We start from the raw sequence: 25,592 nt of genomic DNA on the forward strand, positions 1-25,592 counted from the left end.
CCCATCAATCTCTCACCTCATGACAGTGGCCTGCCCACCCGTAAACAGCCGCTGACCAGCCCCGTAACACCCACACCTGGACCAGCGCGACCGACTCTCACCACCACCGACACCAACCCGAGAAATCGCAGTCGGCTCCGGTGACCATGCGGAAGGCCGTACCGGTCAGGAACGCGGGGGCGAGGCGGAGGCTTCCTGACACGGAGATATTGGTGCGGCCGGGCAGGCGGGCGGGGGCCGCCTCGATGTCGTCCTGGAGCTGTGCCCAGGTGGCGGGGGCGAGCGGGCGGCGTTTGGTGTACTCGGAGGCGGTTTCGAACCGGTCTATCCAGTTGATGGTGTGGTCGGCTTCGGCGGCGAGCGGGTCGGGTTTGAGGGTGGCGATTGACAGGATCGCGTAGGCGGGTCCTGTCTTGAGGTTGAGGCTGTCGACGGCTGCTTTGACCATGTCGAGGGTCAGAGTGCGGTGGCCGTCGCGGACCTGCTGGGCGACCCAGTTGGCGCCTTCGTCGACTGCGTGGCTGTCGTTGCGTAGGCCGCAGACGGCCATCAGGAGCTGAAGCTGCTCGTATACGTGGGCCAGTTCTCGGGACAGGTCGAAGCGCAGACGGGAGAGGAGATCGTGGAGTTCGGTCTCGCTCAGGCCGGCGTTCTGAGCCCAGCGGGTTCGTGCCTGGCCGGTCTTCGAGCGTGCGGTGCCGTCGGCGGCCTTGGGCAGGAGCAACTGGGTGCGGGCGTCCCGTACCGCGATGAGGGGGTCGTGGGGATCCGGGGCTCGGTTGGTGACGATCGCGAGGTCGGCGTCGATGCCGTCGGCGGTGAAGGTGCGCCAGGTTTTGGCGATCTTCTTCAGGATCGACGGGCCGCCCGTGGGGCTGGGTTTGGTGAGGTACTCCTCGTTGACGGGTGTGGCGCTGCTGACGGTGTATTTGACCTGGGTGTAGGTGTGGGGCGGGTTGCGGCGCAGCAGGACGACGTCGTCGAGGTTGCCTGCGTCGTCGGCTTCGACGCCGACGGAGATGGCGGGGTTGGCGGTGTGGATGGCGTTCTCGCGTAGGAGGGTGAGGCAGCCGGTCCAGGCGCTGAGCCACTGGTAGTGGTCGCCGGTGATCCTGACGCTGGTGGGGCTTGGTGCGGGCAGAGGTTCCATGGGCGCTCTCCGGGGTGAGGGGCGTGTGGCGCTGCTGTGTGTGAATCGTGCCGGCATCCGGTCGTTACCGATGCTGCGGCGGGCCGTGTACGGCGACCTGGGCGATCGTGTTGTTGTGGCAGGTCCAGGCGGTCATGTCCCAGTGCGGTGCTCGCGGGCCGAGGATGACGGCGATGAAGCTGTGGAAGGCGAGTTCGGGGTCGTTGAGGAGTTGGCGGTAGGTGGTTGCGTCGCGTGTGCTGGGGATGGGTCGGCTGGTGGGGTGGGTGTGCCATTCGCCGATCCAGACGCTGTGGTCCTGGGCGTAGGCCTGGGCGGCCAGGGTCTGGGCGTGGGCCAGGTCGCGGAGAAAGTAGGTGGGGGTTTGAACCGCGTCGGGTCCGGGAGTTCCGGCGTGCCGGACGATCATCGCGTCGTGAACGTGGTGTCCCAGCAGGATGCCTCCGGTCTCTCTGCTGTTGTCGGCGGTCCGGAGCTCGTCGGTGATGACACGTGCGGCCTCTTCGGTGAGGTGTACAGCGGTGACGGGGCGCGGGGTCATGGGGGTTCGCAGGTGGGGCATCCGGGGCGCGGTGGTGTGGCGGGGAGCCATCGGGTCTCGCCGGTTCGGCTCAGGTCGAAGGGCGGTGCGCAGTCGGGCTGTCGGCGCAGGCTGATCAGGCCGTGTTCGCCGGGTAGGCGCTGGTCGGGGTGGCCGTGGCGCTCGAGGAGAGTGGCGACGGCGGTCTTGGCTGCGAGATGGGCGATGAGGTGGAGGTCGGGGCCGACCGCGGTCATCGGCCGGTGTCGGGTGCCGGTGCCGTATCCGGCATCGAGTGCGGGTTCGGGATCGATGCTGCCGCGCTCGGCGAGCGTTTGGCGCCGGCAGGTGAGGCATCCGTGCTGGGGCCAGGGCCTCAGCCGCAGGATCTCGCCCAGGGCGCCGTCCTGCAGGACGCAGGCCATGACGGTGGGGATGCTGGCACGGCGGGCGAGGTGCCCGGTGACACGGCGGGCGGCGACACCGTCGGCAGTGCAAACGACAAGGTTGCTTTCCTGGAGCAGCGGTCTGATCCGGTCGGCGTCGTCGATGACGTCGAGGACCAGAGGGACGACTGTGGTGTCGGGGCGCAGGGAGGTGAGTTCTTCGGCAAGGGCGGTGGCTTTGGGGCGGCCGACGTGACGGCGGCCGGTGGTGTGGCGTACGAGGTTGTGCCAGGAAAGCCGGTCAGGGTCGACCAGGGTGAGGTGTCCGATGCCGTAGCCGGCAAGAGCGTGCGCGGCGGCGGATCCGATGCTGCCGGTGCCGATGAGCATGACGCGTGCTGTTTGAAGGTCCCTGACGGGCCAGTGGTCCTGGATCTGACCGATGCCGGTGGTCGACGGCTCGACGAGGGAGCCGAGGGGGTACGCGCCGTCGCGTCCGATGCGCCAGGCGACGATGTCGGACACGTCGTGATCGGGAAAGGATTCCTTCGCATCCGGTGCGTAGGTCAGGGCGATGTACGGATTGAGGCCAGGGTTCTTGTATCCGCTGGTGAGGTGGTCTTGGAACACGGACAGGGGTATGCCTGTGCCGAGTCTGCCGCTCAGTTGGCGCCAGTAGAGATGGAGCATGGGGGCTGCGCGGTACCAGCAGCCGGACAGGCTGATGTCGCCGCTGGCCGCAAGCAGGTTCTGGCCCGGTGAGGCGTCGACGGGGAGGATCACGCCGTCGCGGGTGGAGATCCCTCGGATGACGGCCAAGTCCTCGTGGTTACCGCGCAGGGTCATCAGGCCCCAGGGGCCGGCTTGGCGGATGGTGGCTGCGGCGTGATGGGGAACGAGGATCAGCACGAACGTCCGCTCCCGGCGTCTTGCTGATCTCGTGCTGTGTCGGGCGGAGTCGTCAGACTGCTGCGGGTGGGCTCCTTGGCGGGCGGGCGGGTGAGGAAGTGGTCGAAGCGGTCGTCCTCGACGATGCCGCGGTCGGACATCTGCGTGATGGCCTCGTGCTTCATCAGCGCGTACTCCACTTTCCATGCCGCGGCTTTCAGGAGCAGGTCGACCACGGACTCCCGGCCGGTCCACAGCGAGTCGGCACGCAGGAGACACAGGGTGCGGTCGCCGTTGACATGCCAGCGCGACTGCGTCCACTCGGCCGGCTCGGGAACCGGGTCGAGAGGGAAGATGTGGGGCGGCGCCATGGGATAGGCCTGCCGGTAGACCATGAGGACGTGGAGCCCCGTGGTTCCTGTCCAGTCAGTGAGATGTGCGGGTTGTGGCCGTTCGAATGGCCACAGCGGCAGGATGCCGTTCCAGCTCCCGGCGCCTTCGGCGTCGTAGACGAGGTCGGGGAAGGCGGCGGTGATCTCGCGCTGGTCTCGTTCGAAGCGGCGTGGCTCGGCGGCCGACCACGTGAGGGGGGCCGGCTGCGCGGGCTTGTGAGGACCGGTGGTGGCCGTCATCCCTGAGGCGCATCCTTGATCGGCCGAGGGGTGATGAGGGCGGGTGCACCGGTGATCAGGGTCGGGGCTCCGGTGACGGGGCTTGCGGGCTTGGGTGGGGCGGGGAAGGAGTCGCCCAGGATTTCCTGCCACAGTCGCAGGGCCTGGTCGGTGTGACCGGCCGCGGCCGCGGCGCAGGCCCGGTCGGCGAGCTCGGCGGCTTCGGCAAGCGCGGTCTGCAGACCATCGTAGTCAAGGTCAGGCTGGATCTCACCGCACAGGCCGGCCGGGTCCCTCACGCCCTCGTTGACTCGTGCTGCCGCGGCGGTGAAAAAGGTGCACAGTCCGCTGGGGCGGTTACCGGATGTGGGCATGCAGTCGAGAGCGAGGACCTCGATGACAAGTGACTTGATCCGTCCTGTTACCACAACGTCGTGACGCCACTGCTTCAGGACGCGGGCCAATGGGCGGAAGTGCTCCCAGTCTCGCTGGCGGTCGGCCACGAGGTTGATCAGGTGCTCGGGGTCGGCGGACACCCAGGTCTGGGCGAGCTTCTCCGGTATGAGGAGGGTGTCGTCGGCCTGCCGGAGGGCCGGCATCACGTCGACGGTGAACGCGTTCTCGTCGTCGGGGTCGTCAAGGAAGCACTTGACCGCGTGGTTCCTCGGCAGTGCCAGCCGGACTTCGTTGCCGTGGCTACCGTTGGTCTTGCCCAGCAGCCGGTTGACCTGGCTGCGGGTGTGGTCCAGAGCGTGTTCGGCGCTGAGGCCGGGACTGCCCCAGTCGGGGTGCTGGGAAGCGTCGTAGACGGCGATGATGTCGACGTCGTTGATGGGCTTGAGCTGGGTGCTGCGGCGGAGTGAGCCCGAGCCGAACGCCTCGGTGACATCGGGCTCGCTGATGAGCGCCCTTTTGAACAGATCACGCCGGTCCCGTGCGAGTCGGGTCTGGCCCACGTCCTCGTTGACGCTTCTCTGGAAGTCATCGAACGCCTCGTCGATCCGCATCGTGCCTCCTCGATCTTGCGTGTCCAACCCTGGTTCCACACCGAGTTCGGCCGCCTGGTGGGGCAGGCTTCGTCCGTGTTCGGGAGGCATCGGGCAACTGTCAGCCAGGGTAGACGTCGCCACTGACAACGCCGCCGAGAAGGGATAACCCGACCCCGCTTCAACAAGCAGCGAGGAACGGCAGGCGAGCAGGGGCGGCACCGAGCGCTACGACCGAGCATCCCCTGCGAAAGTGCCCGCCTGGAGCGGCAAACACGGCACTGTGGTGGAGTGCTCCCTCATCCCGGCTTCGTGCGTACCGCTCCCCTGCAGGGAGAAACGACCTCGTCACTGATCTGCCGCATCGCGAGCCGCTACGGGCTGGAAGCGAAGGCCCTGCGGTCGTACTGGCATTGGCGCAACCACCAGCCCAAACACGAAAGCGGCGCCACTCGGGCCGACGCCGAAGTGCTGCTGAACGCAGCCGGGCGGCAGATCCTGGCAGGCCTGTGCGGTATCGAGGAAGACGTGCTGGCCCGGGCGTTGCCGTCCTGGGCGCGGGAGGAGGCCACACTGCCGGCCGAGGGGGACGGAGTGCCGACGGCGGTGTGGCGGGTCGGCGGCGTGGTCGCCGGTCCGGTGGCATTCGGCTGCCGGCTGTGCGCGGCCCAGCGTACGGGAACCGCCGTGCAGGTCGTTCGGTATGCGCCGCGGTGGGGCCGGGTGTGTGCGCGGCACGGGCAGTGGCTGCTGGACGCGGACGCCGACCAGCCCCACGAACACCTGGACGTGCGGCACCTGCCAGAGGTGATCGCGGCACAGTGGCGGTGGACGGGGGTGGTGCGGCGGGCGGTGCGGGCCGGGGCTGAGCCGGAGCGTGTGTTCGCTCTGGCACATGCGATCGTGGCGCGGTGGTGGGATCAGGCCTTGACTGGGAGCGGGAGACGATCTGGCCGCGGCGCCTGCACCAGGTAGCGGGCGGTGACTCCGGCGGTGATCTGGAGCGGTGGCGGATCGTGGGGCGGGACGCGGTCATCTTCCCCGAGGTAGTAGCGGTCGCCGACGCGCTGCTGGACCCGGCCATGGCGGAGCTGGTGTGGGTGGACAGTGGTGCGGGGCGGCCGCGGGCACTGCCCGCCGACGGGATGTTCTGCCGTCGGCTCGGGGAGCGCGTCGGGCGCGCGTGGCTGGGGCCGCTGACGGCGGCGGATCACGGCGGTCCGCTGATCGCCTGGATGGGCGCCGTCATCCGCCAGCGCCGTGGAGCCGGGGGTCCGGCCGGTTGCGCGAACGATCCGTGGTGGGTGCGGCGGGAGCATCAGCCGGTGACGATGGCCGGACAGTTACGGGTGCTCGGCAAGGAGAAGCGGGCGCCGGGCTCGGGGACGATGTGGCGGGCGGTGGTACCGCCCGAGCAGCGCGCGCTGATCACCCGAACGATCGAGAGCGCCGAGGAACAACTGCTCCAGCTGCGCGGGGTGCAGAGCGGGCCGACCGCCGACGTCGCCCGGCAGCTGCTGCGCAACCTCCGCCACAGCGCCGTTCTGATCGAAAATGCCTGGAAGCGGACCGCCCTGTCGGCCGCAAACGCCGGGGTGCCCCTGGAAGAGGTGGCCCAGTGGGCGGGGATGTCCGTCGACGTCTTGAGGAACGTTCTGACGGCCGAGGCAGACCCCGGCTGAAACCGCCGGGCGCCCCCGCCGGAAGGCGTCAAGCGTTAGCGCATGCCTTACCCCTTCGGGGTCCAAATCCCCAAAACCACTGTAGCTGCCAGCGGATACGGCTTGGCTGAAGCAGATGATCAACACGGGTGCAGCCGGGCCCGGGAGCCGGGCGAAGAGGGCGAAGGCCGATCACAGCGCACGGTTCGAGGCGGTCTTCCTCGATCCCGTCGGACAGACGGTGCAGCAGCGCTGGGAGGACGCGGCCCTGGCGGTGGCCTTCGAGGACCTGCCGCCCGTGTCCGCGTTCCCGGCGGTGCCGGGGCGGCGGTGGGGGCCGGGCCTGTGGTGGTCAGCTACAACCGGACGGCATGTGGCCGCCGGATCGAACGCGATGCGCATCCAGCTGATGATGCTGGACCGTGACCCGGCCGTGACCGCCCTGGCGGGACGGCCGGTGCGTCTGCTGTGGCGCAATCCCCGCGAGCAGGTGCGTTCCTGGGTACCGCAGCTCTTCGCCCGCCATGCCGACGGCACCGCCCTGCTCGCCGACTGCCCCAGCCACCCCGACGCCGGCGGCGAACGCGCGATGAAGGCCGCCGATGCGGTGGTGCAGGCATGCGCGGACATCGGCTGGACCTACCGCCGCCTCCCACCGCTCGACGACGTCCTAGCCGCCAACCTGAAATGGCTGGCCGGCTACCGCCACCCTCGCAACGCCGGCCGTTCCGGCCTGATGCCCGCAGTGCTCGAGGCGTTCGCGCGGCCGCGGCCTCTGCTGGAAGGCGCCCAAGCAACGGGCGACCCGATCGAGGTCCTCCCCGCCGTCTTCCACGCCCTGTGGCACGGACAGTTGACAGCCAACCTGGATACGCCTCTGCACGAACGCGCCATGGTCGTTCTCGGCTCCCTCCGCAATGCCGGTGCAGGCGTGCCGGCCAGCCGCCTTCAGGAGGACGTCGGCGAGGGTGAGGACGGCTATGACGAGGAGACCCGGGACATCAGCGAAACCGCGGAGGACGCGGAGACGGATGCAGGCGGCGATGAGGCTGGTGCCCGGCGTGGGGAGGCGGGGTGAGTAGCGGGCGGCCGGTGGTGGCGGTCGGGGCGCATGTCCGCTTCCGCGGATTGCGGTGGCAGGTCGTCGCCCTGGCCGGACAGCGTGTGCATCTGGCCGGCGAGGACGGCGGCGATGAGACGGTGTTGGCGGGGCATCTCTTCGCCGATAAGAGCTTCGCCGTGCTGGGAGCGCAGGCGGAAGTGGAGCAGCCTCAGGCAGTACCACGGTGGGGGCTGTTCGAGACTGCCCCGGCTGCGGCGCGGGAGAAGGCACTGGCCTGGCAGCGGCACGTATGGGAAGTCGAGTGCGGTCTGCCCGGCGGGCCGGGCAGCGGCGGGGCGGTACGGCCGCAGTACGACCCCGAACGGCACACGCTGGCCGAGCGGGAGCGGGCCAAGGCCGAGGAGCTGACCGCGCTCGGCTTCGCCCGGGTGTCGCGTACGACGGTGCAGCGCATGCGCCTGGCCTACCGCAAACAAGGGCTGTGGGGGCTCGTCGACCACCGCACCACCCGCGGCCCCAGCCCCACCGGACGAGCCGACGAGCGGGTCGTCGCCGCGGTCAAAGACGTGCTGCGCAAGCAGCGGGGCCGCTCCAAGGGCACCGTCAGTGCGCTGATGCCGAGGGTCGCGCAGGTCCTTCATGACCGTCACGGTGGCAGCGTGCCCATGCCGGCGCAGGCCACCTTCTACCGGCTCGTCCGCCAGCTCGCCGGCCCCGCCGACCATCCCGCACGCCCCAGCCGTACCCCACCCATCACTGAGGACGGTCGCGGCCACACCCCCACCGTTGCTCTGCGCCCCGGGGAGCAGGTGCAGATCGACACCACCCGCCTGGACGTCCTGGCCCTGTTCGACGACGGGAGCCTGGGTCGGCCCGAGATGACTATCGCGGTAGATGTTGCGACGCGCGCGATCCTGGCCGCTGTGCTGTGTCCGGGCGGCACGCAGGCCGTGGACGCGGCCCTGCTCCTGGCCGAGATGGCCGTGCCTCACCCGGCCCGCCCCACCTGGCCCGGAGCCCTGCGCTTCACCCACACCCAACTGCCCGCCCACAAGCGGCTGCTGACCCTGGACGAACGTCTCGAGCAAGCGGCCGCCCGCCCCGTCGTGATCCCTGAGACGATCATCGTCGACCGGGGCAGAGTCTTCCTGTCCAGGACGTTCACCGCCGCCTGTGAGAGCCTCGGCATCAGCGTGCAGCCCGCCCCGCCCTACTCCCCCACCGCCAAAGGCATCATCGAGCGCACCTTCGGCTCGATCAATTCGCTGTTCTGCCAGCACCTGCCCGGCTACACCGGCTCCGACCTCACCCGCCGGGGCCGTGACGCCGAACGCGAAGCGTGCTTCACCGTCGCGCAACTGCAGGACCTGCTCGACGAATGGCTCGTCCACTGGCACCACCGCCCTCACGAAGGGCTGCGCCATCCCGTCCTGCCCAGGGCCGCGCTGACACCGAACCAGATGTGGGCCGCACTCATCTCGGTCGCCGGCTACGTACCCGTGCCCCTGACCAGGGACGACTACCTCGAATTGCTGCCGGTGCGCTGGCAGGCCATCACCGAACGTGGCATCCGTCTGAACCACCGCACCTACGACTGCGACCTCCTCGGCCCCTACCGGGGGCAACCGTCCCCCGTCACCGCGCGCGGCGGGAAGTGGGAGGTCCACACCAACCCCCACGACGCCCGCCAGATCTGGCTGCGCCTGCCCGACGGACAACTGGCCGAGATCCCATGGATCCACCGCGCCCACGTGCACCGACCGTTCAACGAACAGACCTGGCAGCACATCCGCACCACCATCACCGGCCACACCGACCCCGACAGCCTTGAGGCCGACGTCGCCGACGCCCTCGACCAGCTCATGCGCCGCGCCCGCACCGGCCATGCCACCAAGGCCGAACACCGCCTGATCACCCGCACCACACCTGCCCGAACACCCCTGCCGCCACCGCGCACAGAACACGACCAGCAAGAACAACCACCGCCAACTCCCACCGTGCCCGCGGCGGACACCGACAGCCTCGACCATCTCGACGACACGCCCGACGAGCCCCAAGATCCCGACCAAGACGCCGAGGAAACCGACGCCGGCATGCCGGTCGTCCCCTACACCGGACTCGGGCTCTACGACGCTCAGGCAGAGGCACTGAAGTGGTGAACATCCAAGGCGCCACCGGAGCGAGCAGCCATGACCGCTCACACACTGCCACCCTGGCAGACACGACGATGCCGTCCTGGCCGGTGACCACCTGGCAGGGCTGGCAGCACTTCGCCACCACCCCACCACCAGCCCCGCCCCAGCCCGGCCAAGCGCCCCGCAGCCGTGAGGAACGCCTCGCCTACCACTCCGCGTTCGTCACCGTCCGCACCCCCGCCATCGACGCCCTCGCCCGCCACGTGCGCACCCTGATGATCCTCGGCCGCCACCAGACCACCACCGCCAGACCCTCTCTGATCGTCACCGGCCCCGCGGCTGCGGGGAAAACGACCGCGCTCCTGCACGTCGGACGCACCTGCCACCTCGCCCACACCCACCGCAACCCCGCCCCGCCCGGCCGACGACAGGCGCAGGTCCCGGTCGCCTACGTCCTCGTCCCGCCCGGCGCCACCGCCAAGACCCTCACCACCGAGTTCGCCCGCTACCTCGGCATTCCCGTGACCACCCGCATGACCCAGGCCCAGATCACCGACGCCGTCTGCCACACCTACAACACCGCCGGCGTCCAACTCGTCCTCATCGACGAGATCCACCGCCTCAACCCCCGCACCACCACCGGCGCCGAAGCAGCCGACCTTTTGAAAGACCTCACCGAACGCATCAACGCCACCTTCGTCTACGCCGGCATCGACGTCACCACCACACCCCTGTTCAGCGGGGTGCGCGGCGCCCAGCTCGCCGGACGCGCCACTCTCATCACCTGCAGCCCCCTCCCCGCACGCCACGGCCAGACCCACCCCTTCACCGACGTCATCACCGACCTCGAAAACGCCCTCGACCTCCAGCACCACCGCCCCGGCACCCTCCCCCGCCACCACGCCTACCTCCACCAGCGCACCGCTGGCCGTATCGGGTCCCTCACCAGGCTCATCCGCCAAGCAGCCATCACCGCCATCACCGACGGCACCGAAAGAATCACCAAAACGGCCCTCGACGCGGTACAACTCGACCACCTCGCCGAACAACAAACCCGCCCCACACGAAGGCGCTGACAGGCCCGAGCACGAGATGCCCGGGCCGCCCCCGCAGCGTGCGGAATCAGCCGTACTCAGCCGTTCAGGAACCGGCACGGACCGATCGCTGCGAGACTCTGCCCGACAATGCAGTCGCACCGAACGGGGACGTGTAGCTGTGGCAAAGGCGAAGAACCGCAAAGGGCATTACCGGGCCGGCCACTACGTGAAGCCGTCCACGGCCTCGAGCCGATGGAAAAAGCCGTCCACGGGCCTTGTCCTGGCGGTCGCCGTTGTGGCCATCGCCGGGTGGAACACCCTGTTCGGCAACGAGTCCGACGACTCGGACACGACACCCCGCCAGCCGTCAACCTCCTCCGCCCCTGCCGTATCCGGTCAATAACCCCGCTCACGGCGGAACACCGAGAAACGGCCCGGCCATGCCCTCTTCTTCTCCGGCTCGCCACCCTCGGAAGCTGCCGGGCCCGACGCCTGGGCTGACGCGGCTCGCGCGCGCAGCTGCTGCCATACGGCCTGCCACTGCGTGATCTGATCGCGGGGAACGCCGCAGGCCAAGAGGTAGGCGGCCGTTGTACTCCAGGTGGCGGGAAGCGTGCTGCGGTTAAGCAGACGGCTGACGGCGCCGGCCGATATGCGTCCGGCCGAGCGCTCACTGACCGCCTGCTGAGTCAGACCGCTCACCACGCGTACATCCGCCAGAGCCGTGAAAAACCCCGTGACTGTACGGATCCCACGCGGATCCGGCCACGGCCGCCCACCAGCATCCACGCCGGGCGCAGCAGGGGCCGGCGCGGCGGGAAGATCCGCGTGATTACGCCCGAGCGCGACCTGGGCGCCACTGTTGCGGTCCCGGGCCTGCGGAACGGGATGCCCCCGGGCTTCCAACATCAGACGCACGTGCCGGTAGACAGCCGCGAGATCGAGCAGCGCGGGACCGCCGGGTATCCCACGGCGCAACGTGTCGAGCAGCGCTCCGGTGAAGGCCGTATACGTCTGCCCAACCGGCGCCAGGGCGGTGCGGGTCTCAGCCGCGGCCGCCAGCAGGAAGCTACCCTCCACCGCAGCCTGGTCGGCAAGCGGCGACCCGGCGCCCATCCTCCCCAGCGCCAGGCCGCTGTAGCAGCAGTCCAGGATCACGACATGACGCTCCGCCTGGGAGTCCAGAAGGAGAACCTGACGCAGCCAGTCATACGGCAGACCGGTCTCCACACGGCCGAACTCGGTGTGCGGCAGGGCCAAACTGAGCTGATCCTGAGCATCCACCAGACCGTGCCCGGCGAAGTAGACCACCAGCGTATCGGTGGCCTCGGCCGCCGCCTGCCTCACCGCACCCACCACGGTGCGCGCGGCCACCGGATCCTCGACGACGGTCACATGCCGGGCGGGAAGCTGAAGGGACAGCGGACCGCACAGCAGGTCAGCGAAAGCTCGCAGATTGTTCGAGACGGCCGGCAACTGCTCGAGATGCTCATAGCGGCTCGTGCCCACCAGGACCGCCCGCGAGGCCCCCGGATCAGGCAGCACGCTCACCGACCGCCACCCTCATCAGGGTCGGCGGCGTCAAGCGCCCGGAACGCCCGCTCGATCTCCTCCTGCGAACAGTCCATGAGGACAACGACCGTGTCCCCGCGGCGGATCTCCACCCGCGGCCGCTGCGGCCGGGACTGCCGCCACGCCACCACCGCCAGCACGAACGACGCCGCACTCCACCCATTCCCCGTCACCAACTGCAGCACATCAAGCCCCGTGCCCGTCTCCCCCGGCCCAGGCACACCCCCCTGAACCTCAACCGTGGCCGACCGGCGCACCTCAGGATCCGCACGCAACCAGCCCTGCAACGACCGCAGCTCCACCGCAGCCGACCCGACCCGTACCTCTAACCGCACCGTCGCCCTCCCCTGACCCCGTGCACCCAACCCCACGACAATGCACAACCGGTCAAGAAAACCGCTACAGGGCAACACCCCCACTGACCAGTCAAAACAACCCTGACCAGGCAAAACACAACCGGGCTATTAGACGCAGAAGCCACCCACAACACCCCGGCCATTCCCACTGAAGCCCACACAGCCCCAGGCCACAGCAGCCACAGCCCACCAAACCCAGTTATCAACCCATCACCAACATACCAGCTCACACACCACCCCACACACCAACTACCCCCCACCTCAGCGACACCAGCGGCTGGAGCGCGACTGATCGGCGTAGCGCTCCCGGCTGGGTGAGGGTGATCGCGCCGGTCACGCGTCGGCCCCCTTTTTCTATGTCTGGCGGGTGAGGTGGAAGGTGAGGTCGTCGTGCGTGAGGGTGAGAGTGAAATCGATCCCGCTCTCGAGGATGGTCAGGACATCGTTGTGGGCTTCGGCCGGGATCCGGGCAGCGTTCTCCCCGTTGTCGGTGACCATCAAGGGGACGGGCCGGGATGTGTCGGCGCCGGTGATGCGGACTTCGTCCGCCCACCGTGAGGGGCCGGTGAGGGTGACCCGCAACGTGCAGGAGCCATGGTCGAGGAGGTCATTGATCAGTGACCGGCGGTGGCGCACGTACTCCAGGAGTTCGCCGATCTCATAGGGGCTGGCACCGAAGTCGTCTCTCCAGCGTTCGATGTGGAGATCGCGCAGGTGGTCGCGCAGATCCTTGAGGCGGTAGAAGCCGCTGGCCTGGCCGATACGGTGGGCCAGGCGGCGTGAGGTGATGCCGCGGTTGAGCAGATGCAGGGCGTGGGGAGTGTCGACTCCGTGGCGTATGTGCCAGCCGAGCGCGGTGGGCAGGCGGAAGCCGGCCCCGGTCTCCTCCAGGCGGGCGTTGACGAGGTTGATGAGCGCGCCCAGCGTCCAGGCCAGGTAGTGCTCGAAGGTCACGCTGATGTTGCTGACGGTCTGTTCCAAAGCCCATTCCGGCTCCAGCCCGGGCAGCCAGTCGGCGGCCAGGCTGGGGATGGAGTGTCCGCCGATCCAGTCGCGTACGGCCTGGTTGACGTCAACGGTGACGGGCTCGCTTCTGCTTCCGGGCTTCTGCGTGAACCTCCAGGCGTCTTTGCCTTCGGTCTGGGTGAGCAGGAAGGGGAAGACTCCGTGGCTGGCCAAGGCGTCCAAGGCGTATTCGAGGGGCCATTCGTCGGCTTGGTCGGTGCCAAAGACGGGCCCCCAGGCGTCGTCGTCGACGATGTCGTCCCATGGGTCCGTTTCCGGCGCCCAGGGGTCCGGGGTGTCCTGCGGGGATGAGGGGCCGGCCGCGGGTGGGCTGTCCTCCTCCAGCAGTCTCCGGGCAAGGACGGCGGCGAAAATGTCAAGGTTGCGGGCGGTGGCGATGCTGGTCCCGGGCGTCGTCCAGCGACGCCGCGCCTCGGTGTCCGTCGCAAGGTACTGGTTCGTGACGTGGTGGCTCAGTTGTTTCCACCGGGCCGCGAGCTCGGGTTTCAGCTGGCGCATGGCCAGGAGTCGGTCGAGGGCGTCGAGCGGATGGTGATGGGTGAGAGTGGGGATGTTCTCGTAGCTCGCGAGGATGAACCATACGTAGGAGATGAAGTCGGCGGCCTGGCTCGCTGCCACCGTCAGGATTGCGTCGGCGCTGCGGGCGATGAGGTCCTCGGCCTGGGCGAGTGAGGCGAGGGCCTCCGTGGTGCCGAGGGCCGACAGAACGGTCAGGCTGTCGGCCTTGGGGGCGAGGAGGCGGAAGTCCGCCGCCTTGGGGTTGTTGTTGCGGGCGAGGAGGACCCAGCCTTCGCTTTCGCGCCCTGCCCGGCCTGCACGGCCTATGGCGTTGAGGAGTTGAGCGGGCGACATGGGGTGCTTGCCGGGGCGGGGGGGGGTGGTGAAGCCGTCATCGACGTCCGTATGGATGACCACCGACCGCACGGGGAGGTTGACGCCGTCGGTCAGGGTGCTGGTGCAGCAGATCACTTGCAGCTGGCCTGAGCGCAGGGCTTCTTCGACGGGGTGCAGGACCTTGGTGGGAAGCCGGGCGTGGTGGTAGGCCACACCGTGGCGAGCGCAGGCGACGAGGGGATGGTCTTCGCCGAGGGTCTGTGCCAGGAAGCCTGCCAGCGGCGCGGCGGGCGGATGCGGGTCGAGGTGCCGGGCGACATCCTCGGCCATGGCTTTCGCGTCGTTGCGGGTGCCGCAGACCACCAGGACGCTGCCGGCGTCGGCCAAGTGGGCCGCGCCGTAGGCGAACAGGGCCCGGTTGGTCACGGAATCAGGCATTTTGCCGCTGATGTCACCGGGTGTCTTCTCCCGGCAGATGCGCTCCCCCAGCGGTTCGCCGGCATCCGTCGTCATGTGGTGGAGCGTGCCGTCTGCGGTGGGGCGCACGCTGATACGCAGGCCCATGGGGACACGGCGTTCGGTGTTGCGGGTCCGGTTGGCGCGCGGAGGCAGCACGATGCGGGTGGCCCGGTCTTCGAAGGCGTGCGGGGCCAGGACGCCGTGGAGGCGGCGCGGGCCTCGCCACTGCTGGGTGAACGCCACTTTCTCCGGTGGCTGAGTGTCGTCCAGCCAGGCGGCGAGGTGTCCGTGGTTGCCGACCGCGGCGGACAGCAGGACCAGGCGGGGCGGAGCGGGGTGGGACTGGCAGAAGGCGAGGAGGCCTTCGAGGAGGAAGCCGCGCCGGCCTTGCTGGATGTGGTGAGCTTCGTCCACCACGATCAGCCCGACGTCTTCGAGTGCCTCCGTGGGGTCCTGTCGCAGGGCGTGCATCAGGCGTTCAGGCGTCATGATGTCCACGTCTCCGGCCGTGGGCCCGAGGAAGACGCCAGGGGCGGAAAAGTCGGGTTCTTCGGCAGCCAGGGTGCGTCCCAGCAGCCTGAGACGGGCACGCAGAGACTGCCGCATCTCACGGCCCAGGCTTCGCAGCGGGGACAGGTACAGCACGCGTTCGTCGGGGTGGGCGGCCAGGTGGCCGCAGATGATCAGCTGGGCCATGAGGGTCTTGCCCGCGCTGGTGGGGACACTGATCAGCAGTCTCCGGGTGGTGGGGTCGAGCGGGTTGAGCGTAGTGAGCAGGTCCCGCTGGGGCGGCCACAGTGTCATCACCGGCGGGTCGGAGAGGGCGAAAGCGCGGGCCAACGCGGGCGGGCTGCCGTCCGGCAGGAGACTTTGCAGACTTCCCGCCTGAAGATCCTCGACGAGTTCGAGCAGATGGGCCGCGACCCAGCGGGCGGAGCGGTCCGAGCGGCCGGCCTCCCCGGTGACGACACTCCGCAGACGGCCCCGTGCTCGTTCCAGAGCAACCGTGTCGGCGCGGGTGAGATACACCAGGAGGCCAGAGCAGGCGTCGACGACCGCCTCAGTCGGCCCGAACAGGGTCCCGTGCAGGCTCTCCGCGCTGGTCAGGGCCGCGATACCTTGCAACTGCGTGCGCCATCGGCGCAGCACCCGAGAGGCGCGGCGGCGCTGCATGCCCAGGAAGGCGACGCCCGCTTCGACGGCGAGCGTGTCCAGGTGATCGGCCAGGTCCGTCTCGGTGACCAGCAGGTCATCGACCTGCCGGAAGACGGCTGTCGCATTGGGGTCCTGTTCGCAGCGGCGGTAGCCGATCTGCGCGCCGAAGGCCATGGCAAGGCGGCGGGCCCGTACGACCGAGCCCGGCTCTGCCGGTCCGGCGGTGCCGTCTTCGGCGTCAGGGGTGTCGTTGGTCTGGTGGCGGGGATCACTGAGGCCGAGCTCGAGAAGGTGCGCGCTGACAGCGAAGGCATGGCGGCGGCGTACGGGACCGTATTGCGGTCCGACGCGTGCTGCGGCGATCCCGTGCAGGAACCAGGCGGTGGCCAGCATCTGGTCGCCTATGTCGACGCGGCCGCGGATGGCGGCGACTTCGGCCTCGGCGATGAGTGTGGCCAGTTCCTCGGGGGTGGGCAGGATGCTGTTGTCGTGGATGCCCAGTGCCTGGGCCAGGATCTGTGGGTCTACAGTGCGCTCCACACCAGCTCCTGTACGTGGCGGGCGAAGTCTTCGAAGTCGTCGATGGCGATGACGAGTCCTTCGAGCTGCCCGGGATGCTTAAGGTGGTCCAGATGCTGGTGCGCGGTGTGGAAGGCGCGCCGGGGCGGGTCGGGGACAGCGACTGTGTTGGTGGCCACGCTCACGCCGGCTCCGCTGGCCTGGTCGCCATTGCGCACCGGCGGGGCTCTGATCTGCACCGTTGCCGACCCAGACCCTTCCCCACCGCTGCCCCAAGCTCCAGGCCCCCTCGCGGAAAATGGGTGGGGCCTACACATCGTGGACGCCCTCACCAGCCAGTGGGGCTACTGCGAGACCGACAGCTACGGGAAGGCCGTATGGGCGCGGATCGCACTGCCTTCTGCATGAAGCCATCACACTCGGGGTCGGAGACCGCAAGTGCATTAACGCCCTTGTCATCCAGCTGACGGCCAACCCGCATCCGCCCCGCCGTCGGCCGTCAGCCCCGCCCAGAATGCGGCCGGATTGCCCCAGCGCCGTGGACGCGGCGAGGAGGGCGTGTGCGAGGCGCCCAGCGGCGCCGGGCACCAGACGTCGGCCCCGGCTCGGCCTGTCCCTGCCCGCCGACGCCCTGGCCCCTTGAGCTGGGGTGCCGCCCGCTGCTCGCCACAGACACGGCACAGCTAAGGCCACCATTCGCGTCAGTCCCCGCCGCCCACGGCCGGAGGGCGACGGGGACTGACGGGGCGGACGCTGACCATGCTGCGCCGGGTCATGTCGCTGCCAGATCCGCAGCCCAGCACGCCACGGGTGCTGGGCTGCGGATGATTTCGCCACCCAGCACGGACAGTCGTACGCCACTGCGATCACAGACGGTAAACGCCATCGCCCGACCGATGTCCTGTCCGGACATGAAGCGGGGACCGCTCGCCGCGTGGCTCACCGCGCATCCCCGCGTGGAGATCATCTGCAAGGGCCGGGCAGGCGCCCACGCCGAGGGGCCCGGCTCGGTGCCCCTGACGCATCGGCGCAGCCGGACTGTGACGGGTTCGGCATGCGCGATGCACTGCAGTGTGCCCAGGCCCCGACGTGATTCCTGCATGGTGTGGAGCAAATGCAGAACCGAAGCCCCGAATGGAGGAACGACGTGGCTGACATGGGTGGGGGGTTCACTCCAGCTGACTGCACGGGTTGCCGGCGGCTTGGGGATGCGGCAGCGGAGATGTTCGTTGAGATGCAGCGGGCGGACACAAAGGCGACGACGCTGTGCGGCGTGACTGGCGGCCTGTTGGCCGTGGACGCTGCGACGCTGTCGACTGTGCCGGGGTCCAGTTGGCTGTCGGTGGCTGCGCTGGCGTGTGCTGCAGCTCTTCTTGGTGCGGCACTCGTCGTTGCCCTGTCCGCGATCCGCCCTGTGCTGCCACGGCACGGTGGATTCAGGGTGTTCGTAGGTCCTCTCCCAGGACAGAGCGGAGCCGAGGAACTCGTGTCGACGTTCTCGGCGATGGACTCTGGCCAGCCTGCGCGGGCGGAGGCGGAGCGGCTGGTGTTGTTCGCCGGCTTGGCGCAGCGGAAGTTCCGTGCGGTGAAGTGGGCAGTCGATTTAACGGCAACTGCCGTAGGCATGGCCGGAATTGGATTGTTGAGCGGATACATCACTGCTTGAGAACATCGTGGCGTGACGGGTACCACACTCGGGGGGTGTATGTATCAGCCGCATGTCTCGGTCATCGGTGATGATCTTTGGTCGCAGTTGTGTCAGCTGGCTCCGGTCCGTGTGCGCCCGGCCAGGAGCGTGCTGTTACGGCAGGGGGACCCAGGCACCCACGTCATCCTGCTGGTCTCCGGATCAACCTTGATCACGCTCACCGGATCGCATGGCGAACGGACGCTGCTGGCGGTACGCGGCTCGGGTGAACTGCTGGGCGAACTGGCGGTGTTGGACAACCAGCCACGCACCGCGTCGGTCATCGCCGCGGAGGACTGCCGGGTGCACATCGTCCCTGCCCCTGACTTCCTGGCCTTCGTGGACCGCCACGATCTGCAGACCGCGCTGCTGCGTCACGCCATCGCGCGGGTACGCGAAGCGGAGACCGTACGTCTTGAGATGGCCACTTCGGCCGTGCCCGCGCGCTTGGCCTCGGCGCTCGGACGGCTGCTCCAGGCCGCGTCGGCGGGCGGCGCCGAATGCCTCGTGCGGCTGACGCAGCTGGAGCTGTCACAGCTCATCGGCGCATCCCGCAACGCCGTGGGAACGGCCTTGAAACCGTGGCGCGAGCAGGGATGGCTCGCCACGGAGGCCGCTGGCGGACTCATCATCCGCGACATCACATCGATCCAGTCACACGCTCACGCGCAGACGTGACCGACCGCACCGGTGCGGTGCCCAGCTCTGGGCACCGCCGTGGTTCGGGCGCATCCAGCATGAGGCAGCACACCCGCTCGGGATCTCCCCGACACGATGGAAAGGCTGCTGCCCATGCCCTCTCTCGTCCCGTCCGACGTCACCGATGTGCCGCCGGAGCATGCTCTGTTGACCGTCGATATGAAGGAGTACAGCAAGCTCCCCGAGGCGAAGATGGCGCCCGCGCGGGCCGATCTGGACAGCATGCTGTCGACGGTGTTCGCTCAGTGCGGGATCGGCGACGCGACGCTGCTCGGCGCCGTCAAGGACCGTGGCGACGGTGCCATCTTCGTGCTGCCGGCCCGGCACGCGGCACGGTTGATCGACCCTCTCCTCGTCCACCTCGGTCAGGCACTCGAGCGGCGCGAACAGACCCGGCTGGCCAGCGCGCCGACGATCCGGCTGCGGGCCAGCGTGCATGTCGGGCCCCTGGCACCGCCGGAGCACCGGGGGGACGCGGTCAACGACGCCTGCCGGCTGGTCGACAGCGACGCGGCCCGCCGAGCCATGACCGCCGCGGTGGACCACGGAGAGCTGCTGGCTGCCGTGGTGTCGGACACCGTCTTTGGCCGCACGGTCGCCGCGGGCCGCACGCCGACTCTCAAGGAGCATCACTTCCACCGAGCCACCGCCCGCGTCGAGGGCAAGCCGGGCTTTGAGCAGATCTGCTGGCTCTTCGTCCCCGGGCTGCTCCCCTCGGTACTCACCCCCTACCTCGCACAGGACAACGGCGCCGTACCCGACGGCCGCCCCAGTCAGGCCGCTCAGCACAGCACAAAGGACACCACCGCGAACGAGAGCAGCGGCGCCGTACGCCAGAAGGGCAAGGCCAGCGGCAAGGCCCGGCTGATCCAGGTCGGCCGCGACTACATCCCCAGCCAGGAGCAGTCATGACCGACGCCGAGGGCACCGCAGCGGTGCAGCAGCAGATCGAAGCGTCCGGCCAGGCACAGGTGACGCAGGTCGCCGGCGACTACGAAGAGCACCACCACCAGTACGTCCGGGGCTGGCAGTACCTGCGCAGCGCCAGTGTCGACGACGGCGAACTGGACCTCGCGGAACACGCGTTCGTCGATCCCCCCGGGCCGCAGGGATCCGGCCAAGTGGCGCAGGCCGTCAGTATGCTCAGCCGCCCCTACGGCAAGAGCAACGTCCTGGTGCTGTGCGGGGAGGCCGGGACGGGACGGCGCACCGCCGCGCTGCATGCGCTGCGGAAGGCGGGGGTGCCCAGGAAGCAGATCAGCTGGCTGGTCCTGGACTGGGACCAGCCGCGCACCGAGCAAATCCCACACACCGAGGGGCGCGCATTCGTTCTGGATCTGACGGACTACCGCGATCTGTCGGAGGACTTCTACACCGGACTTGCCGACTACCAGAAGCAGGCACAGGCCGCCGACGCCGTTCTGGTCATCCTGGCCGATCCGAACGGCTGGAACCCCAGGACCCTCGCGACCGTGCCGACCGTGCACCTCGCACGCCCCTCGGCCGCACTGGTCGCCGAGGCTCATCTGCGCCACCTCGCTGTTGGCCGGGTGGACTGGCTGACGCACGATCCGCTCAACGACCTGCTGGCCCCCGAGGCGCCGGCATCCGACGGCGCCCGGCTGGCACGCCTCATCGCCGAGGCCAAGGACGACGACCAGTCCGCAGTCGGCAAGCAGTTCACCGACTGGCAGAAGCACCTGGAAACCTGGTTCGAGGAGCACTCCGCGCCGGGAGACCTGCAGGAGCGCGCGCTGCTGATTGCGGCCGCCCTGCTGGATGGAGCTCCGGCCGCCGTCGTACTGGGGGCTGCGGACCAGTTGTTCACGCAAGTCGGTGGTGAGCTGCCGTGTGGCGGTGCGCTGTCCGGCCGTGACCTGGACAAGCGGCTGGCCGCCATCGGCGCCTCGTACAGGGATGACGAGGGCATCTCCCTGGAGGAGAAGCAGCGTGGGCTGTCCGAGGCTGCACTGAAGTATGTGTGGCGGCAGCGGCCTCAGCTACGGCCCGTACTGCTGGAGTGGGCCTCCCAGATCAGCGCACCCAACAAGATCGCCGTTCGTCATCTGCAGCGCATCGCCGACTGTCTGGTGCCGCTGGCGTTGCTGCCCGGCGGATCGACCGTGCTGTCCGTGGCCAGGCGTTGGATCGAGACCGACCGCGTGGCGCACCGTCAGCTTGCCATCCACATCCTGGAGACAATGGCGCTCCATCCGGTCGCCGGCGTCGCCGTACGTAAGCAGCTGTACGACTGGGCCCAGCAGAAGACAACCAGCGAACAGCTGATCGCCGCGGTCGCCGCGGTCTGCGCGGGCGAGCTGGGCCAGCGGTATCCCCGGGTCGCCCTGACCCGGCTGCGGCTGCTGGCCTCCCGCGATGACGACCAGGCCCGGGACACCGTCGCCGACGCGGTGCGCACCCTGGTGAGCACTCCCGAGCAACGCGTCCTGGTGCTGTCGGAGATCGTGGAATGGGCCGAATCCAGCGACAGCACCATTCGTAAGGCCGGAGCGGGCACGTTCCTGGCCCTGACCGACATCACCAGCGACATCCTCCTGCCGCTGCCCGCGAACCAGGAGTGCACCGGCGAGGCCGTCGGCGCTCCCGATGTGCTGGCCGGTCAGCTGTTCGTCCGCGGCTGGCGCGCGGCCCTGCAGGAGCCCACGGCAGCGCAGGCGGCGTATCGGCATCTGGCGGCCTGGCTGGACTCGCCCAAGCTCCAGGACGACCAGGTCCTGCCCCTGGCGGCGCAGGTGCTGCGCGGTTATCTGGGCCAGGAAGGCCCCTCCGGCCTGCTGGTGGGCTCGCCCGACAGCTCCGAGCTGGGACGGGCCCGGCGCGCACAGCTGTTCGCCCAGCTGATCTCCGAGGTGGCCTCCCCTGCGAGCCCCAGCGCCATGGCGCGGTCCGGCGGTGACGGCGCCGCCGTGACGGCGTGAGTCTGCTGCGCCGGCGCAGCAGACCGGCCCAGCTCGCAGCAGATGCGGCAGGCGCGAGCACGGCTCATCCGCTCGTACTGAGCGACGAGCGGATGGCCAGCCACATCAGCAGTGTGTACTTCACCGTCCGAATCACAGGGAGCTGGCAGTGGACGCACGGTGACACGGGCCAGGGCGACCTGGCGATGCCGGCGCGTGCGCACCTGCGCCGGCAGGCCGCGGGAATCCTGTGCCGACACTCCGTTCTGGATCTCGCAGCGGCCCACGACGACATCAACTCCTGTCTGTCACAACGAGGTCGGCCCATGCCCGGGCTGGAGGTCAGCGGCATGGCCGAGCTGAGCGTCGCGGCAGCGGACCGCGCCCTGGCCGAGGAACATGCCCGCCGGCAGCAGGCGGCAGACCTCGAACACTGCGAGGAGCTGCATCGCCTGGCCCAGCTGCAGCGGGTGCTCGCCGACCCGGACCTACGCCGCGTGTGGTGGATGGCCCAGTTCCCCGACCGCTTCAACGACCTCGACAACCTGGCCCAGGCACTGAAGGGCCTGCCTGCTCCACAGGAGGCGCAGGACGACGACCTGCGCGGTGACATCCGGCGTTTCACCGACGACCTCGTCACCACCCTGCACACCCCGCAGCAGCGCGAGGTCTTCGTCCAGGCCCTCGTCCAGACCCTCACGGCCCTCGGCCACCAGCGCCTGGCCACCGCCACCGCCCTCCGGCACCGCCCTCACGATCCCGGGAGCACACCGGCATGAAACTCCATACCGCACGCTGGTTCCTGGCCCCTGTGCGCCAGCTGCGCACCCGCCGGCTCATGGCCCGGCACGGGCCGACGCTGGCGTACGACACCGCCTGGGCCCTGATCACCCTGCACAGCGCACCAGACGAAACCACCCTCGTGCGCGCCTGGGCCCGCGAGAACCCCGACGCTGCCCCCGGCATCCACTACGACCACTGGCACACACTGAGCCAAGCCGAACAGCAACGCCGCCTCAGGTGGCTGCGCAGACACGGACACTCCCCCATCCAGCTCCTCCAACCCGACGCTGGCCTCATCCACAGCACAGGCCTCCACGTCCTGGACTGGGGCCACCCGCCGGACCCTGCCTACCAGCACCATGCGACGCCACCCCCCCCTGGTCACACACCCGCAAACAGACCTAAGCGGATCCGGTGAAGTCGGTTGCGTTGGGTAGGTGCCCCTTGGGACGGACGTCATGCCGAGGAGCCTGCGTGACGAGCTGACCGACGGTCAGCGATGTGAGCTGCACGCGTTGCTGGCTCGCCGCGACCTGACCGCCTATAACCGGCAGCTGCCGAGTGCATCCGTTTCCTGGACCGCCGCAGATCTGCTTCCGAGTCGCCGACCACCTCCCCGCCACGGGGCGGCCCGGGCTCCTGCGGGCGGTGCGCCCGCTGGGAGGGATGTGGCGGCAGAAGACGAAGTTCTCTGCGCGGCCCGGTCCGCGCAACTGGCCGCGGTCGGCACGGTGGACCTGGCGAGCTGTGCCCGCTGACACCCTCACGTCCTGGTATGCCGTGTCTCATCTGCCATCAGCCTCCAGGCGGTAGCGGATCAGGGCTCGAGGAAGACCAGCCTCTGTGTGTCCAGGTCGAGTTCGAGGCGGCCGCCGCCGTGCTTGCGCAGCTGCCGCCAGGCCGCGTAGCCCGTCATGATGGCTTTCTCCCAGTCGGCAGCGCGCAGCACGCTGACCCCCAGGTGAGCGGTCATGTGGTCGATGGTGGTGAGCAGTTCCTGGTCGACGCGGCTGACGTCTTCGAAGTAGTGGTGGCGGCTGGCGTAGGAGAAGACCAGGGCGCTGATGCCTTCTTCGATGGCGATGGCTCGGCCGCCGTCTTCGGCTTCGTCAATGCCGGGGCGGCTGCGGCGTCTGCAGCCCAGCAGGAAGCGGCTGACGGGTGACCAGCCCAGCACGGCGGCGTGGGCGAGGTGGAAGGCGTCGTGGAAGCGGTAGCCGTCTTCGATGTGGCTGGCGCTGGTGAGTGGGTCGCCCGCCGGGGTGCCGTCTTCGCGGGTGAGGACGATGACGGTGCGGCCATCCGCCCTCGGGGTGGGGGTGAAGGTGACGGTGGTGCGCCGGGGCAGCTGCTCGTGGGGCGGGTAACCGGTGTCGAAGTGAGGGCGTTCGTCGTCGGGGGTGGCGCGTGAGCGGTCCTTGGTCTTCTCCAGGCTGGCGGCGGCGATGTCTTCGAGGTCCAGGCCGAGGAGGCGGGCGAGGGTGGCGGTGTACCACAGGACGTCGCCGAGCTCTTTGCGCAGCTGCTGTTTGGAGGGTCCGGCGCCGTCGCCGCCGTCGCACCGGGGCGGACAACCGGAAGAACTGCTCCGGCAAGCACAAGGTTCATGGCCTGCTGTTTCTCGCGCTGACCGACGAGAGGGGCAACCTGATCTGGATCTCCGCGGCCAAGCCCGGCCGGTCCAGCGAGATCACCGCCGCTCGCCACAACAAGATCACCGGCCATCTGCGTGCGGCAGGACTCGGAGCCCTGGCCGACCTCGGTTTCGTCGGCCTGGACGAGGACCCCGACGGCCCGGTGGTCATCACCGGCCGCAAGGCCACCCGCAACCACCGCCTCACCGACGCCGAGAAGGAAGCGAACCGCCTGCTCAACCGCGAACACGCCGCCGTCGAGCACGGCTTCGCGAACCTGAAGTCCTGGCGCTTCCTCACCAAGATCCGCATGAACGCCCGGCACGCAACCACCCTCCTGCGGGCCCTGCTCGTCCTCGCGAACACCGAAATCCACCGGTGACAGACGATCTCCCACGGAAGATCACGCCCCCGACCGGCGCGAGTACATCACCGCAGGCACACACCAGCCCCGTGACCTGCGAAGTCAGGATGAAAACTTCTCAATCCGGACGCGTCAATGATCAGTGGCCGGGCTGGCTGAGCTGGGAGTGCGTTTCAGCGGTCTCTTCGGCTGTCCAGCTCAGCAGGATGGCCAGAGCCTCAACGGATTCGGGCTGGGACAGGTAGGCGAGCAGGGTGCGGTCCGGTCGGGCTGGTACGGCGAGTGCGTGGTAGTCGAAGCTGAGTGTGCCGACGGTGGGGTGCACGATGCGGGCGACGCCCAGGCGCTTTTCCCGTACGTCGCCAGTAGCCCACAGGACCCGGAAGGGCTCGCTGCGTATGGCGAGTTCACCGACGAGCGCTGCGAGCCGGGTGTCGTCGGGGCGGCGGCCGGTCAGCAGCCGCAGTTGAGCTACGGTCTCGGCGGCGATCGCGTCCCAGTTCGCGTAGCGCGACGGCGCTTCGGGATGCAGGAAGAGGTGGCGGGCGGCGTTGCGGGGCTCGGGCATGCCGGCCACGTCGAAGACGGCCTCGGCGGTTGTGTTGGCCGCGACGATGTTGAGGCGGTCATCGAGGAGCAGGGCGGGGGTGCCGGTCATGGTGTGCAGCAGCCGCACGAGCGGCTCGTCCGGCGACCCGCCGGATCCGTTGCTGGTCTTCCGTGCCGGGGTGGCGCCCCGTACAGAGCGGGCGAGGTTGCGCAGGTGCTCCGTCTCGGTGTCGGAGAGTGACAGAGCCTGGGCGACAGCAGTAAGCACTTGGTCGGACACGTGGGGTGTGCGGCCCTGTTCCAGGCGGACGTAGTAGTCGGGGCTGACCCCGGCGAGCAGCGCCACTTCCTCCCGCCGCAGCCCCGGCACCCGCCGACGTGTGTGGCTCGGCGGCAGCCCTGCCTGCTCGGGCGAGATGCGCCCGCGCCGGAGGCGTAGGAACTCGCCGATCGTCGTCTCCACACCGTCCACGCTACGCCCTCCGCTTCGTGCTTTACCTGGTCCTGCTGGGACCAGGTAAAGCCGGGCCTGGCTCACCGTCGACCACTCGCGCACCGTCGGAGGGGTGATTCCGTGTCCAGCTGCACGAGCGCAGTTGG

The 25,592-nt window shown here is 69.3% G+C and carries 22 protein-coding genes; 11 read left to right on the forward strand and 11 right to left on the reverse strand.

The genetic code is table 11. The features are described from left to right. Window positions 1–97 precede the first annotated feature (97 nt). The 5 genes from IEJ02_RS30055 to IEJ02_RS30070 all read right to left on the reverse strand — a co-directional run bounded on the left by IEJ02_RS30055 (window position 98) and on the right by IEJ02_RS30070 (window position 4,763). On the reverse strand, window positions 98–1,150 hold the full coding sequence (locus IEJ02_RS30055) for a hypothetical protein (protein WP_223864689.1): 1,053 nt from the start codon (window positions 1,148–1,150) through the stop codon (window positions 98–100). Between the two features lie 64 nt (window positions 1,151–1,214). Next, window positions 1,215–1,712 carry a Mov34/MPN/PAD-1 family protein gene (locus IEJ02_RS30060; protein ID WP_223864690.1) on the reverse strand — a complete coding sequence of 166 codons (498 nt, stop codon included), beginning with the start codon at window positions 1,710–1,712 and terminating at the stop codon, window positions 1,215–1,217. Continuing rightward, complete coding sequence (locus IEJ02_RS30065) at window positions 1,688–2,965, reverse strand: HesA/MoeB/ThiF family protein (protein ID WP_317985949.1); 1,278 nt, start codon at window positions 2,963–2,965, stop codon at window positions 1,688–1,690. The genes IEJ02_RS30060 and IEJ02_RS30065 overlap by 25 nt, the downstream gene beginning before the upstream one ends. Continuing rightward, window positions 2,959–3,576, reverse strand: a complete 618-nt coding sequence (locus IEJ02_RS49005; RefSeq protein WP_223864691.1) for a ubiquitin-conjugating enzyme family protein — start codon at window positions 3,574–3,576, stop codon at window positions 2,959–2,961. The genes IEJ02_RS30065 and IEJ02_RS49005 overlap by 7 nt, the downstream gene beginning before the upstream one ends. Continuing rightward, entirely contained in the window at window positions 3,573–4,763 is a 1,191-nt protein-coding gene (locus tag IEJ02_RS30070; RefSeq protein WP_317985950.1) for a hypothetical protein, read from the reverse strand. Before IEJ02_RS30070 ends, IEJ02_RS49005 begins: the two co-directional genes overlap by 4 nt. A gap of 90 nt (window positions 4,764–4,853) precedes the next feature. Between IEJ02_RS30070 and IEJ02_RS49010 the strand changes: the two genes are divergently transcribed. From IEJ02_RS49010 to IEJ02_RS30090, 5 genes are all read left to right on the forward strand, one after another. Further along, on the forward strand, window positions 4,854–5,516 hold the full coding sequence (locus tag IEJ02_RS49010) for a hypothetical protein (protein ID WP_223864692.1): 663 nt from the start codon (window positions 4,854–4,856) through the stop codon (window positions 5,514–5,516). Then, the gene (locus IEJ02_RS49015) at window positions 5,453–6,223 is read left to right on the forward strand and encodes a hypothetical protein (protein ID WP_223864693.1); all 771 of its coding nucleotides are present in this window, start codon (window positions 5,453–5,455) and stop codon (window positions 6,221–6,223) included. Before IEJ02_RS49010 ends, IEJ02_RS49015 begins: the two co-directional genes overlap by 64 nt. Before the next feature lie 115 nt (window positions 6,224–6,338). After that, on the forward strand, window positions 6,339–7,280 hold the full coding sequence (locus IEJ02_RS30080; protein ID WP_191067705.1) for a TnsA-like heteromeric transposase endonuclease subunit: 942 nt from the start codon (window positions 6,339–6,341) through the stop codon (window positions 7,278–7,280). Further along, window positions 7,277–9,424, forward strand: a complete 2,148-nt coding sequence (locus IEJ02_RS30085) for a TnsB C-terminal domain-containing protein (RefSeq protein ID WP_191067706.1) — start codon at window positions 7,277–7,279, stop codon at window positions 9,422–9,424. The genes IEJ02_RS30080 and IEJ02_RS30085 overlap by 4 nt, the downstream gene beginning before the upstream one ends. A gap of 68 nt (window positions 9,425–9,492) precedes the next feature. After that, window positions 9,493–10,476 (forward strand): TniB family NTP-binding protein, encoded by a 984-nt coding sequence (locus IEJ02_RS30090; RefSeq protein ID WP_223864694.1) that lies wholly within the window; start codon window positions 9,493–9,495, stop codon window positions 10,474–10,476. A gap of 357 nt (window positions 10,477–10,833) precedes the next feature. On the opposite strand, the gene IEJ02_RS30095 is transcribed toward IEJ02_RS30090, so the two are convergent. From IEJ02_RS30095 to IEJ02_RS30110, 4 genes are all read right to left on the reverse strand, one after another. Beyond that, window positions 10,834–11,988 carry a caspase family protein gene (locus IEJ02_RS30095; protein WP_191067707.1) on the reverse strand — a complete coding sequence of 385 codons (1,155 nt, stop codon included), beginning with the start codon at window positions 11,986–11,988 and terminating at the stop codon, window positions 10,834–10,836. After that, a complete protein-coding gene (locus IEJ02_RS30100; protein WP_191067708.1) occupies window positions 11,985–12,344 on the reverse strand; it encodes an effector-associated constant component EACC1 in 360 nt (119 codons plus the stop codon). Before IEJ02_RS30100 ends, IEJ02_RS30095 begins: the two co-directional genes overlap by 4 nt. A gap of 375 nt (window positions 12,345–12,719) precedes the next feature. After that, window positions 12,720–16,379: a DEAD/DEAH box helicase gene (locus tag IEJ02_RS30105; RefSeq protein WP_191067709.1), complete on the reverse strand. Its 3,660-nt coding sequence runs from the start codon at window positions 16,377–16,379 to the stop codon at window positions 12,720–12,722. Next, a complete protein-coding gene (locus tag IEJ02_RS30110; protein ID WP_191067710.1) occupies window positions 16,364–16,537 on the reverse strand; it encodes a hypothetical protein in 174 nt (57 codons plus the stop codon). Before IEJ02_RS30110 ends, IEJ02_RS30105 begins: the two co-directional genes overlap by 16 nt. A 1,043-nt stretch (window positions 16,538–17,580) precedes the next feature. On the opposite strand from IEJ02_RS30110, the gene IEJ02_RS30115 reads away from it, so the two are divergent. The 5 genes from IEJ02_RS30115 to IEJ02_RS30135 all read left to right on the forward strand — a co-directional run bounded on the left by IEJ02_RS30115 (window position 17,581) and on the right by IEJ02_RS30135 (window position 22,441). Further along, window positions 17,581–18,024 (forward strand): Pycsar system effector family protein, encoded by a 444-nt coding sequence (locus IEJ02_RS30115; RefSeq protein ID WP_223864695.1) that lies wholly within the window; start codon window positions 17,581–17,583, stop codon window positions 18,022–18,024. 39 nt (window positions 18,025–18,063) lie between these two features. Next, window positions 18,064–18,723: a Crp/Fnr family transcriptional regulator gene (locus tag IEJ02_RS30120; RefSeq protein ID WP_191067712.1), complete on the forward strand. Its 660-nt coding sequence runs from the start codon at window positions 18,064–18,066 to the stop codon at window positions 18,721–18,723. Between the two features lie 114 nt (window positions 18,724–18,837). Then, window positions 18,838–19,656, forward strand: a complete 819-nt coding sequence (locus IEJ02_RS30125) for a hypothetical protein (protein ID WP_191067713.1) — start codon at window positions 18,838–18,840, stop codon at window positions 19,654–19,656. Further along, window positions 19,653–21,683, forward strand: a complete 2,031-nt coding sequence (locus tag IEJ02_RS30130) for a hypothetical protein (RefSeq protein ID WP_191067714.1) — start codon at window positions 19,653–19,655, stop codon at window positions 21,681–21,683. Before IEJ02_RS30125 ends, IEJ02_RS30130 begins: the two co-directional genes overlap by 4 nt. Then, window positions 21,680–22,441: a hypothetical protein gene (locus IEJ02_RS30135; RefSeq protein ID WP_191067715.1), complete on the forward strand. Its 762-nt coding sequence runs from the start codon at window positions 21,680–21,682 to the stop codon at window positions 22,439–22,441. The genes IEJ02_RS30130 and IEJ02_RS30135 overlap by 4 nt, the downstream gene beginning before the upstream one ends. Before the next feature lie 821 nt (window positions 22,442–23,262). Here IEJ02_RS30135 and IEJ02_RS30140 read toward each other — a convergent pair. Continuing rightward, the gene (locus IEJ02_RS30140; protein ID WP_191067785.1) at window positions 23,263–23,967 is read right to left on the reverse strand and encodes a MazG C-terminal domain-containing protein; all 705 of its coding nucleotides are present in this window, start codon (window positions 23,965–23,967) and stop codon (window positions 23,263–23,265) included. Here IEJ02_RS30140 and IEJ02_RS50480 point away from each other — a divergent pair. Continuing rightward, window positions 23,853–24,461, forward strand: a complete 609-nt coding sequence (locus IEJ02_RS50480) for a transposase family protein (RefSeq protein ID WP_317985951.1) — start codon at window positions 23,853–23,855, stop codon at window positions 24,459–24,461. The genes IEJ02_RS30140 and IEJ02_RS50480 overlap by 115 nt on opposite strands. A 121-nt stretch (window positions 24,462–24,582) precedes the next feature. Here the strand turns inward: IEJ02_RS50480 and IEJ02_RS30150 are convergent, their stop codons facing one another. Continuing rightward, window positions 24,583–25,455, reverse strand: coding sequence for a helix-turn-helix transcriptional regulator (locus IEJ02_RS30150; RefSeq protein ID WP_191067716.1), 873 nt, complete (start codon window positions 25,453–25,455; stop codon window positions 24,583–24,585). Window positions 25,456–25,592: the final 137 nt, after the last annotated feature.

The organism is Streptomyces sp. 5-10, assembly GCF_014712245.1.
In the GTDB taxonomy this organism is placed as follows: Bacteria; Actinomycetota; Actinomycetes; order Streptomycetales; family Streptomycetaceae; genus Streptomyces; species Streptomyces violaceusniger.